Annotated in this window: 10 protein-coding genes and 2 pseudogenes; 6 read left to right on the top strand and 6 right to left on the bottom strand. The window is 55.2% G+C overall.

What is annotated here, in order from left to right; all coding sequences use genetic code 11:
* The 5 genes and pseudogenes from RT340_RS13910 to RT340_RS13890 all read left to right on the top strand — a co-directional run.
* Positions 1-149, top strand: a pseudogene (locus tag RT340_RS13910) (DeoR family transcriptional regulator); the annotation flags it as partial.
* 155 nt (positions 150-304) lie between these two features.
* Positions 305-1,195, top strand: a complete 891-nt coding sequence (locus RT340_RS13905) for an oxidoreductase (RefSeq protein WP_313376580.1) — start codon at positions 305-307, stop codon at positions 1,193-1,195.
* Positions 1,196-1,374: 179 nt separating this feature from the next.
* Positions 1,375-2,346 carry an ABC transporter substrate-binding protein gene (locus tag RT340_RS13900; protein WP_313376578.1) on the top strand — a complete coding sequence of 324 codons (972 nt, stop codon included), beginning with the start codon at positions 1,375-1,377 and terminating at the stop codon, positions 2,344-2,346.
* A gap of 1 nt (position 2,347) precedes the next feature.
* A complete protein-coding gene (locus tag RT340_RS13895; RefSeq protein WP_313376576.1) occupies positions 2,348-3,370 on the top strand; it encodes an iron chelate uptake ABC transporter family permease subunit in 1,023 nt (340 codons plus the stop codon).
* A 3-nt stretch (positions 3,371-3,373) separates the two neighbouring features.
* Entirely contained in the window at positions 3,374-4,129 is a 756-nt protein-coding gene (locus tag RT340_RS13890) for an ABC transporter ATP-binding protein (RefSeq protein WP_313376574.1), read from the top strand.
* Between the two features lie 252 nt (positions 4,130-4,381).
* Here RT340_RS13890 and RT340_RS13885 read toward each other — a convergent pair whose 3' ends face one another.
* Genes RT340_RS13885 through RT340_RS13870 form a run of 4 tightly spaced genes read right to left on the bottom strand, consistent with a single transcriptional unit; the run spans position 4,382 to position 8,864 of the window.
* Complete coding sequence (locus RT340_RS13885; protein WP_313376572.1) at positions 4,382-5,551, bottom strand: dihydrodipicolinate synthase family protein; 1,170 nt, start codon at positions 5,549-5,551, stop codon at positions 4,382-4,384.
* A 16-nt stretch (positions 5,552-5,567) separates the two neighbouring features.
* On the bottom strand, positions 5,568-6,809 hold the full coding sequence (locus RT340_RS13880; protein ID WP_313376570.1) for an MFS transporter: 1,242 nt from the start codon (positions 6,807-6,809) through the stop codon (positions 5,568-5,570).
* 59 nt (positions 6,810-6,868) lie between these two features.
* Positions 6,869-7,702 carry a sugar phosphate isomerase/epimerase family protein gene (locus tag RT340_RS13875; RefSeq protein WP_160866805.1) on the bottom strand — a complete coding sequence of 278 codons (834 nt, stop codon included), beginning with the start codon at positions 7,700-7,702 and terminating at the stop codon, positions 6,869-6,871.
* Between the two features lie 10 nt (positions 7,703-7,712).
* Entirely contained in the window at positions 7,713-8,864 is a 1,152-nt protein-coding gene (locus RT340_RS13870; protein ID WP_034827454.1) for a Gfo/Idh/MocA family protein, read from the bottom strand.
* A gap of 247 nt (positions 8,865-9,111) precedes the next feature.
* Between RT340_RS13870 and RT340_RS13865 the strand changes: the two genes are divergently transcribed.
* Positions 9,112-9,747 carry a TetR/AcrR family transcriptional regulator gene (locus RT340_RS13865; RefSeq protein ID WP_255253254.1) on the top strand — a complete coding sequence of 212 codons (636 nt, stop codon included), beginning with the start codon at positions 9,112-9,114 and terminating at the stop codon, positions 9,745-9,747.
* A 4-nt stretch (positions 9,748-9,751) separates the two neighbouring features.
* On the opposite strand, the gene RT340_RS13860 is transcribed toward RT340_RS13865, so the two are convergent.
* Positions 9,752-10,522, bottom strand: coding sequence for a 3-hydroxybutyrate dehydrogenase (locus RT340_RS13860; RefSeq protein ID WP_097117779.1), 771 nt, complete (start codon positions 10,520-10,522; stop codon positions 9,752-9,754).
* A gap of 14 nt (positions 10,523-10,536) precedes the next feature.
* Positions 10,537-11,230, bottom strand: a pseudogene (locus tag RT340_RS13855) (GntP family permease); the annotation flags it as partial.

Raw genomic sequence — 11,230 nt, 5'->3', positions numbered from 1 at the left:
CGGTGGTGATGGTCTCTAAAGAGAAACTCAACTCAGCATCGGCGTTCGCCATTGGCGGTCTGTCACTGGCCAGCACACTGATTGTTGATGGAGAACCTGATGCTGAGATGCAGCAACTGCTGCAACAGAAACAGATAGCCCTGCTGTAATTCGCCCTTTTATGGCAGGCGTTGAGTGATTATCCCGCGCTATTATTTTTCTATCTGGCCGATGGAACGCACATCATTCAGTCACAATGCCAGGCTGTAATAGAGAGTTTTCGCTGACCCTGTGGGCAGCACTGGATAAACAGGAGAATAGCTGCATGTCTGAGTTTCCAACCATCGCCCTTGTCGGACCCGGCGCCATCGGTACCACTGTGGCTGCCGCGCTACATGAAATGAATCGCACGCCAACACTGTGCGGACGTACAGCACATACACAATTGCTGCTGCGCCACGAAGACGGTGAGATTGTGGTGCCTGGCCCGGTGCTGAGCAATCCCGCAGACATTGGTGCACCCTATGATTTGGTGTTTGTGGCGGTCAAAACCACCCAGGTGGCGGAAATTGCACCCTGGCTGGCGGTGTTGTGCGATGAGAATACGGTGGTGTGCGCGCTGCAAAATGGCGTGGAGCAAGTTGAACAGCTGTCCCCGTTAGTCAATGGCGCAACGGTACTGCCTTCTGTGGTGTGGTTCCCGGCTCAGCGCGAGCCTGATGCCTCGGTGTGGTTACGCGCGAAGCCGCGCCTGACGGTGCCCGACGTCGCGCCAACACAACGTATTGTGCAAGCACTGCAAGACTCGCGCTGTGCGGTCGAACTGGAGGCAGATTTCCTCACCATTGCCTGGCGCAAACTGTTGCAAAACGCCGTCGCCGGTTTAATGGTGCTCGCCAATCGCCGCGCCGGGATATTTCAGCGCGAAGATATCACCGAGCTGGGTCTGGCCTATCTGCGGGAGTGTATGACTGTGGCGCGTGCGGAAGGCGCCAATCTGAGCGACAACGTGCCGCAGGAAATTATGGCTGGCTTCCATCGCGCCCCGGCAGATTTAGGCACCTCGATCCTGGCGGATCGTCAGGCCAATCGCCCGCTTGAGTGGGACATCCGTAATGGCGTTGTGCAGCGACGCGGCAAAGCACAAGGCATCGCGACACCGATCAGTGATGTGGTGGTGCCTCTGCTGGCGGCAGGAAGTGATGGTCCGGGTTAAGATCAGAGTGAAGTCCGGGCCACGGACTTCGCTTCAATAGCCTCAACACTTAACACTCACAATGGGTATCAGAATCAATTGACATGAATACATCAGACTTGCCATTATGTTACGTTATAACATTACTACGTAATCGGTAAATCATGCGCACTTTTTTGACCCGCCTTTTAGCACTCATAATGGTATTCAGCACTTCCACCGCCCTGGCTTCCACCTATCCCCTCAGCATTGAAAACTGCGGTAAAACGGAAACCTTTTCACGACCACCTGCACGCGTGGTGACCATTGGTCAGCATGAAACTGAACTCCTTCTGGCACTTGGCCTGGGGAGTAAAATTGCGGGTACCGCCGTCTGGTTCGGCCCTCTCCCCCCTGAGTTAGCGCAGGCAGGCAGTGGTCTTAAGCGCCTTGCGGACAACTCACCGGGCTTTGAAGTCGTCGTCGCGCAAAAACCTGATTTGGTTTTGGCGCAGTACAGCTGGCATGTTGGGCCTCAGGGTGAAGTCGCTACTCGCGATCAATTTGAACAACCTGGCATCAAAACCTGGATTTCACCTGCTGATTGTCAGGGCAAATCGGTCACCGCCACTTCAAACGGCGACGGTGCGCGCGTGAAACCTTACTCGATTGAGGTGATTTATGATGAAATCACCGCGCTTGCCAACATCTTCGATGTGACGGAGCGTGGCGATGCCTTAAAGGATAAGTTATCTGCACGAATCGCTAAGGCACAACAACAGGTGGCGCTTCACACCAGCAAACCCCTTAAGGTGGTGTATTGGTTCTCAAGCACACGCCTTAAAGGCGATCCGTGGATCGCAGGCAGTGATGGTGCGCCAGGCTGGATCACTCAGACTCTAGGCCTCAAAAATATCATTGATTCCTCCGATGAATGGCCCGCCGTGAGTTGGGAACATATCGCACAATCTCAGCCCGATATCATCGTCATCGCCAGCATGGATAGAAGGCTGTATCCAGCCGATGATGTCGCCATAAAACAGGCATTCCTCACCAGCGATCCCGTTACACGCGAAATGAGTGCGGTCAAACAGGGTCATATCGTGATCGTGCCAGCGATGTCACTCAATCCATCCCTGCGCAATGTCGATGCTGTTGAGCTGATCGGTCAGCAGATTGCCGCGTTTAAATAGTATGAATCGGGCTTACCCATTTAAGATCGGCTTTATTTTTCTCGCGGGCTTTATCAGCTTGCCCGTAATGATGATCTTCTCATCCAGCATTGGCGATATGCCCATCTCATTGAGCGCCACCTTCCAGGCGATCACCACCGGGGTGGGCTTGACGCATTATGATCTCCCTCCCGTTGAGGCTGGCATCGTCTGGCAATATAGGATGAGTCGGGCCTTCATGGCGGCATGCAGCGGAGGTGGCTTAGCCCTTTGCGGCCTGGTGTTGCAATCGTTGTTAAGAAACCCGCTGGCGGAACCCTATCTGTTGGGTATCTCTGCGGGTGCTTCCACCGGGGCCGTAATGGTGATGCTGCTGGGTATTGGCAGCGGCGTGTTGACGGTTGGCAGTGGTGCCTTTGCCGGCGCTTGCCTGGCGTTTGGCTTGATTATTTTGCTCTCAAGAGGGATGGGGGAAAACACCGGGCGCATCATTTTGGCCGGTATTGCCGGAACACAGCTGTTCAATGCGCTCACGTCTTACATCGTCAGCACATCAGCCAATGCGGAGCAATCGCGCGGTGTGATGTTTTGGCTCTTAGGCAGTTTAAGCGGCGTTCGCTGGCCAGATGCCGTTCTGTGCGCCATCGTCATCGTCAGCGGATTTGGGGTGATCATGTGCTATGCACGCACGCTGGACACGTTTTCATTTGGTGTCGATGTATCGGTAACGTTAGGTACTCCGGTTGTGAAAGTGCGGGTGGTGTTGCTGTTGATTACGGCATTCATCACGGCGGTGATTGTCAGCTCAATTGGGGCGGTGGGATTTGTCGGATTGGTCATCCCGCACGTGACCCGCATGCTGGTTGGACAGCGACACCTTATCACCCTTCCCGTGACATTCCTGTCGGGCTGCCATTTCATGATCCTTGCCGACTTGATATCGAGAACGTTGATCGCACATCAGGTTTTACCCATTGGCGTGGTGACTGCATTGGTGGGCGCCCCTGCTTTTGCCTTCCTTCTCTATCAACGAAAGGGCAATTAAACGATGACGATATCGGTCAGTGACCTCAGCGTCCAACTTCAAGCGCGCCGCATACTCACCACGGTCTCCTTCGACGCAGCTCAGTCTGCAACCGTAGGTTTGCTTGGGCCCAACGGTTCAGGAAAATCAACGCTACTGCGTGCGCTGGCTGGGCTAATGCCTGATTCGGGCGCGAAGATAACGCTCGGCGAACGGAGGCTGAACCAATTTTCGCGCAATCAGCTGGCGCGCAAACTGGCCTTTGTCCCGCAACACGCCGAAGCCGATGATGAACTCACGGTGATTGACATTATTCGTCTCGGGCGCACGCCTCATCGTGGCGCATTCCAGTTCTGGACGGCAGAGGATGCCAGCGCCGTTGACGAGGCGGTGGCGTTAATGCAACTGGAAAATTTGGTCGACCGCTGCTGGCAACGATTATCCGGCGGTGAGCGCCAACGTTGCCAAATCGCCCGCGCACTGGCGCAAAAACCGGATGTTTTACTGCTGGATGAACCCGTCAATCACCTCGACATCCAATTCCAGCTTGAATTGATGCGTCTTATCTCTTCGCTGCCCGTGACGGTGGTGATTGCTCTTCACGATCTGAATCTGGCGGCAAAATATTGCCAACACCTTGTGGTACTCGATCAGGGTCGCGTGGTTTCAACGGGTAAGCCCAAAGCCGTCCTCACACTCGAACGCATATACACAACGTGGCGGGTTCAGGCGCAGATCACGACATCAGCACAGGGTGCGCTCAATATTCAATACGTATGAGTCAGCGCTTGAAGCCCACGGCTATACAGCCATCAGGAAACGGTATGTTCAGTAACAAAATATTCCTGCAATAATGGACTGCCACAATCGTGGTTGCAGTACCTACACGCGCGTCACCTACGAGATTATTCGATAGCCGCTGCTATCAAGCCCGCCAATGGCGGGCTTTTTTTCGCTCTAACCGAGTGAGTCTTCTTTTCCGTCAGAAATCCGGACGGCTTAAATAGCCTCTAATCGCGTTAGGTCGAAAGGCTAAATACCGTGCATTTTCGCCAGTAGCCACATGCGTTCAGCAGCCACATCCGCGTTATTCAGCAAACCAGCCTCATCCGCTAGTCTGAACGCTTCAGAGTAGTGCGTCAGACTGCGCGCACTCTGCATGCCGCCAAGCAAGGTGAAATGCTTCTGATGGCCATTCAACCAGGCCAGGAACACGATGCCCGCCTTGTAATACTGCGTGGGTGCCGAGAACAAATGGCGTGCCAGCGGCACTGTCGGTGCCAGTATGCGTTCAAAGGTGGCGCGATCGCCCTGCGCCAATGCATGCAGTGCGCTGGTGGCGGCCGGTGCAATGCCGTCGAGGATACCCAGAAGCGCGTGCGAGAAACCTTGCTCATCCCCGGCAATCAGTTCGGGATAGTTAAAGTCATCGCCGGTATACATTTTAACGGAAGCCGGCAGCAGGAGCCGCATCTCAATTTCACGATCTTTATCCAGCAAGGAGATTTTTATCCCCTCCACTTTTTCCTGATTTTCGCGAATCACCGCAAGGCAAACCTCCATCGCACTGTGAATCGTCGCGCCGCCCCAGTAACCGCGTAGTGCGGGATCAAACATGTCCCCCAGCCAGTGCAAAATAACCGGCTCACGCACCTGGCGCAGAAGCGTGCTGTAAACGGTGATGTAATCCTCTGGCCCTTTAGCAATGGCGGCGAGCGCGCGACTAGCCATTAAGATAATACGGCCGCCACAGGCTTCGATTGCTGAGATTTGCTGCTCATACGCGGCAATCACATCCTGTAAGGTCAGTTGGGAAAAGTCCGTCAGATGATCGGTGCCAGCCCCGCTGGCGACCCGTGCCCCCGGATACGCTTTCGCTTGCTCAACGCTGCGTTTTATAAGCTCCAGCGCGGTTGGCCAATCCAGCCCCATGCCGCGTTGCGCGGTATCCATGGCTTCCGCGATGCCCAATCCCAGCGACATTAAATGATCGCGATATTCCAGCGTGCTGTCCCAGTCAATCGCCATATCGCTATGTGGATTTTGCATGCGCTGCGGGTCGGCAACCACATGCGCAGCGGCATACACGTCACGGTTAAATAGCGGTTTCGCCGGTACGCTCCAGTGGCGCTCACCCTGCATGATGTAGCTGCAGGGCTGACCGTTGCGATCCAGTAAACGCACTTTATTGCTCACAGACATGGATCTGTTCCTTATTTCAGTGTTTTGCCAGATGCCCGGACGGCATCACATTCTGCGAACTGTTGTGGCTTCCGATAGGCAGGCGACGCACCCCCAGCAATACCAGGCTGCTGCAGATAATGACGCAGGCGGCCACCAGCAAGAGCGGTTGCAGGGCGTAACGCTGCGCGTAATAACCCGCCACAATTGGCGAGATGCCGCCCGCCGCCATCCCCATATTCATCACAAAGCCGATGGCGGAACCGCGCAGAGAAGGCGGCACCAGTTCAGCAGTGAGCGAGAGAACAATGGGTGTAATCGGATAGCCAAGGAAACCGAGGATCAGCACCAGCACAATCACCAACGGCACCGAAAGATTGAATGCCATGGCGGCCATCACCAGCCCGCTGATAAAAGTAATGGTCATCAGAATGGTGCGACGGCGTTTGAAATCGCCTTTATCACAGTAGCGTCCCAGCACAAAGCCGCCCAAAGCCCCGGTAATGCCGAGCAGGCTGGCGATGGTGCCTGCGGCACCAATCGACAGATTTTTTACCTGCATCAAATAGCTCGGTGCCCACAGCAGCACAATCCACCAGCCTGCCAGCAGCACGAAATAGAACGCAGCCATCAGCAACACCGGCGCATGGCGGAACAAGGTTTTTAATGGCACTTTTTCCGCTGCCTGGCGTGCAATCAACTCGGCAGGTTTACGATCATTTTTCACCAGCACCAGATACAACAGCGCCACCAGCATGCCCATCGCGCCCGCCACGTAGAACACCACGCGCCAGCCAAAGATCGGACCGAGCATGGCGCCCATCCAGGTGCCAAGGAATCCGCCAATCGGATACCCCATCCAATAGAGCGACATGACCGTTGTGCGCTGTTTTTCGCTGGTCACGTTGGCCACTTCGAGCGAGGCGGCAGGCCAGAAGATGCCCTCACCGATGCCCGTCATCACGCGGTAAAAAATCAGGCTGGTCATGCTGCCGGCGACACCCGTTAACAGTGTCGCCAGTGAAAACATCATCAGGCCGAGAATCAATACCGGTTTGCCGCTTAACTTGTCGGCGATAATGCCGGAAATGAACAGAAAGACGATGAAGCCAAAAAAGAAGGAGGAGAGCAGAATGCCACTCTCCGCTTTACCGAGACCAAACTCTCCAGCGATCAGCCCGATGGCTGATGACACCGTCATGCGATCCACCGAGTACATCATGTAGCCAAGGCCGCACAGCACGGTGACCAGAATCATTTTGCGGGTATCTGTATTCATCTTTTCCTCGACAATGTCTGTGACCGACGAAAACAGCTTTTCAGCTCTGTCAGATACGGTTAACCGTGCGCCAGATGGCGAGCCTTGCAGGTCTTAAGCACCTCATCTGGATCCTGAGTCCACCAGTTCAGGCGGGAGAAAATTTCCACTTCATGTAATCCGCGATAACCCTGGGCTTCTACCGCTTCCCGCATGGCGCGGATATCGATAACGCCATCGCCCATCATGCCGCGATCCTCCAGCAGATCCCGCGTAGGCGTGAGCCAGTCGCAGATATGAAACGCCAGCAGCCGTTTCAGACCCGCACGGGCGATTTCCTGATAAAACTCAGCATCCCACCAGGTGTGATAGACATCGACGGCAATCCCCAGTCCGTCGTCGCCCAGCTCATCGCAGAGGTCGTTAGCCTGTTTCAGCGTGTTGATGCAGGCACGATCCGCCGCGTACATGGGATGCAGCGGTTCAATCGCCAGCGGCATGCCGCCCGCGCGGGCGTACTCCAGCAGAGCGCTGAGTCCATCACGCACTTGCTGTCGCGCCCCCGGCAGATCTTTCGAACCTGGCGGCAAACCGCCGACCACCAGCACAAGGCACTCTGCGCCCAATTCCAGCGCTTCATCCACCGCTCGCTGGTTGTCGGCCAGGGTCGCCTGGCGTGCTTGCTGATCAACGCCGGGAAACATGCCGCCCCGGCAGTAGCCACTCACCCGCAGATCGTGATGACGAATCAGCCGCGCCGCTTCTGCTAAACCGATGTTTGCTACCTGATCGCGCCACGGCGAGATGCCGCGAATCTCATGGCGCGCACAACCTTCAATGATTTGGCGTAAATCCCACTGCTGGCGCACGGTCGCCGTGTTGAGCGAAAGCTGTTCGGAATGGGGACGACTCATGTTCGGCTCCTTAGCGTTCCAGCGATGGCACATCAACCCAGCGACGCTCTTTCCAGCTTTTCAATGCCAGATCGACCAGTTGCAGACCTTTGGCTCCTTCCAACAGATCCCAGCGATATTCCCCTTCGCCCCAGACGTGGCGTAAAAACAGCTCCCACTGCACTTTGAATGCATTGTCGTAGACCTGGGTATCCGGCACGCTGGCCCAGTCATCGAAGAAGTTATGGGTTTGACGGATATCCGGATTCCAGACCGGCTTTGGCGTATTGACGCTAGCCTGCGTAAAGCAATCGCTAAGGCCAGCCACCGCTGAACCGTTGACGCCATCCACCTGGAATGTCACCAGATCATCGCGGCGCACGCGCACGCACCATGAACTGTTGATCTGAACAATCGCGCCGTTGTGCAGTTCGAAGGTGGCGTACACCGCGTCATCCGCCGTGGCGTCATAAGGTTGCTGCTGTTCATCCCAGCGCTGTGGAATGTGGGTTGCGCCGATGCAGCTCAGGCTTTTGATTTCACCGAACAGGTTGTCGATGACGTAGCGCCAGTGGCAAATCATGTCGAGGATAATGCCGCCGCCATCTTCGCTGCGGTAGTTCCAGGATGGACGCTGGGCCGGTTGGCGATCGCCTTCAAATACCCAGTAGCCAAATTCACCGCGCACCGATAACACGCGACCAAAGAAGCCGGATTCATTTAGCAAACGCAGCTTTTGCAAACCCGGCAGCCACAACTTGTCCTGCACCACGCCGTGACACACGCCTTTTTCTTGTGCGAAATGGTATAGATCCAGCGCATCATCCAGCCCCATCGCTACCGGCTTTTCCGAATAAACGTGTTTTCCCTTGCTGATGGCTTTCTTCAGCAAAGCCGGACGTGCCTGGGTGGTGGCTGCATCAAAAAAGATGATGTCATGCGGATTATTCAGTGCTTCATCAATGTTGGTTCCCCAACGTTCGATACCAAATTCCCGCGCCAGCGCAGCCATTTTTTCCGCGTTGCGGCCAATCAGAATCGGATCGGGCATCAATCGGTCGCCATTGGCCAGCGCCACACCGCCCTGCTGCCGAATCTGCACAATCGAACGGATGAGATGTTGATTTTTACCCATTCGCCCGGTCACGCCGTGCATGATGATGCCCACTGGAATCTGCGCCATGTATTCACCTCAAAGTCGTTTGTGATGGAAGTAACACGTTCAACATCTATTTCAACGCTCCGCCGTTCGCTGATTCATAATCAATCAACTAACTGGTTGATGACGTCACTATAATGGGCAGAAAGAGACCTGACTTTGATCGAATTCACATAACCAACTAGTTAGTTGAAAATCTTTTGCCCTTGTTTTATGCGCAAAAAGAGGCACTATAATGCTCAGTAAAACAGTGATATGTGGGGATTCTGCTTTGGTTGATCGTGTTGCGAGTAACATTGAGGATGTCACGGATAAGCAGGTGCGGATACTGATGGCCGCGCGCGCAGAGTTCGCTGAGAAAGGATTCGACGGTGCACGCGTTGATAGCATCGCCGAACGCGCTCATGCCAATAAGCAACTGATTTACTACTACTTCACTAACAAAGACATTCTGTTTACCCGCGTGCTGGAAGAAGCCTATCGTGACATTCGCGAGCAGGAAGCAGCCTTAAAGCTCGATCACCTCCCCGCCGATCAGGCAATTTTGCAGCTGGTGGAGTTCACCTGGCACTATTACCTGAAAAATCCCGAATTCATTCGCCTGCTCAACAGCGAAAATCAGCTCAAGGCGCGGCATCTCAAAGATTCTGACATCACCGTGCAGATTAATCAGAGCTGGAGCAGTATCACCCAGCAATTGCTGAAACGAGGACGCGCCGAAGGAAACGTGCGCGAGGATATCGATGTGATGCAACTCAACATCAATATCTCCGCGCTGGGCTTTTTCTATCTGATCAATCAGTCAACGCTGTCGATTATCTATCAGCAGGATCTCAGTGCCAAAGCGGCGCTGGATGAGCGCCTGCGCGTGATGAAAGAGTGTATTGCCGCGTGGATAAAGCCGTGATGCATTACTGCGCCAGCCAGCCGCCATCCATGTTCCAGGCCGCGCCGCGCACCTGCGCACCGCCCTCACTGCACAGAAACAGCACCAATGCTCCCAACTGCTCAGGTGTAACAAAAGCCTGAGCAGGTTGTTTTTCTGACAATAACGCCAGGCGCGCGGTTTCGGCATCCTCGCCGGCTGCAATGCGTTTATCGATCTGCTGCTGCACCAGCGGCGTTAGCACCCAGCCCGGACAGATGGCGTTGCAGGTGATCGGTGATTGCGCGTTCTCCAGCGCAATCACTTTTGTCAGCCCTACCACCCCATGCTTCGCAGCGACATAGGCGGCTTTCTCTTTCGATGCCACCAGCCCATGCACGGAGGCGATATTAATGATGCGCCCCCAGTGACGTGCCTGCATGCCGGGTAAAACGGCGCGACTGGTGTGAAACACCGAAGAGAGATTGATGGCAATAATCGCATCCCACTTCTCTACCGGGAAAGATTCCACCGGCGCGGTGTACTGAATACCGGCATTATTTACCAGAATATCTACCGCACCATAGTGCGCTTCCGCCCACTCAATCATCGCGGCAATTTGTTGCGAATCGGACATGTCTGCCGCGTGATAGTCCACTGTTGCCCCGGTGGCAGCGATAACCGCTTTTGCGTGTTCCACTTCGCCAAAACCGTTGAGTATTACCGTGGCGCCTGCCAGTGCCAGTTGCTCCGCGATACCTAATCCGATACCGCTGGTAGACCCGGTCACCAGTGCCACTTTTCCCGTTAATTGCATCGATTCATCCTCCTTCAGACAATGCCGGTGAGGTAAAACCCCCCAATCACAAACAGCACGGCCAGACTTTTGATAATGGTGATGGCGAAGATGCCACCATACGCTTCTTTATGCGTTAACCCGGTGATCGCCAGCAAGGTGATCACCGCGCCATTGTGAGGCAGTGTGTCCATCCCGCCGCTGGCCATCGCCGCCACGCGGTGCAGCACTTCCATCGGAATCCCCGTGGCCTGCGCCGCCTGCACGAAGTGTTCTGCCATCGCTGCCAGCGCAATACTCATCCCGCCCGATGCCGAACCGGTGATCCCCGCCAGCACGGTAATACTGATCGCTTCATTGAGCAGCGGGTTGGGAATCGCCTGCAGCACGCCAGACAGCACGACAAAACCCGGCAACGTAGCGATTACCGCACCAAAACCGTACTCGGAGGCGGTATTCATCGCCGCCAGTAACGCACCGGCGACCGCCGTACGACTGCCTTCTGCCAGACGACCGCGAATGTTGCGCCAGCCAAAAATCAGCACCACCAGAATGCCGCTGAGCAGCGCCGCCTGTACTGCCCAAATCGCGGTGGTTTTCTTAATATCGGTGAGAATCGGCGTGGGATTTCCCGGTAGCGTGACGCTGCTCTGCGCGCCGTACCATGACGGGATCCACCAGGTGAAGCAGAGATTGAGCACCCCGACCAGAATCAGCGGCAGAATGGCG

The organism is Pantoea sp. CTOTU50773 (assembly GCF_032082325.1).
GTDB classification, from domain to species: Bacteria; Pseudomonadota; Gammaproteobacteria; order Enterobacterales; family Enterobacteriaceae; genus Pantoea; species Pantoea communis.
This window is presented reverse-complemented; position numbering and strand designations above follow the sequence as displayed.

Coding starts and splice junctions, on each gene's coding strand:
- RT340_RS13905 (WP_313376580.1), top strand. CDS start 305: ATGTCTGAGTTTCCAACCATCGCCCTTGTCGGACCCGGCGCCATCGGT.
- RT340_RS13900 (WP_313376578.1), top strand. CDS start 1,375: ATGGTATTCAGCACTTCCACCGCCCTGGCTTCCACCTATCCCCTCAGC.
- RT340_RS13895 (WP_313376576.1), top strand. CDS start 2,348: ATGAATCGGGCTTACCCATTTAAGATCGGCTTTATTTTTCTCGCGGGC.
- RT340_RS13890 (WP_313376574.1), top strand. CDS start 3,374: ATGACGATATCGGTCAGTGACCTCAGCGTCCAACTTCAAGCGCGCCGC.
- RT340_RS13885 (WP_313376572.1), bottom strand. CDS start 5,551: ATGTCTGTGAGCAATAAAGTGCGTTTACTGGATCGCAACGGTCAGCCC.
- RT340_RS13880 (WP_313376570.1), bottom strand. CDS start 6,809: ATGAATACAGATACCCGCAAAATGATTCTGGTCACCGTGCTGTGCGGC.
- RT340_RS13875 (WP_160866805.1), bottom strand. CDS start 7,702: ATGAGTCGTCCCCATTCCGAACAGCTTTCGCTCAACACGGCGACCGTG.
- RT340_RS13870 (WP_034827454.1), bottom strand. CDS start 8,864: ATGGCGCAGATTCCAGTGGGCATCATCATGCACGGCGTGACCGGGCGA.
- RT340_RS13860 (WP_097117779.1), bottom strand. CDS start 10,522: ATGCAATTAACGGGAAAAGTGGCACTGGTGACCGGGTCTACCAGCGGT.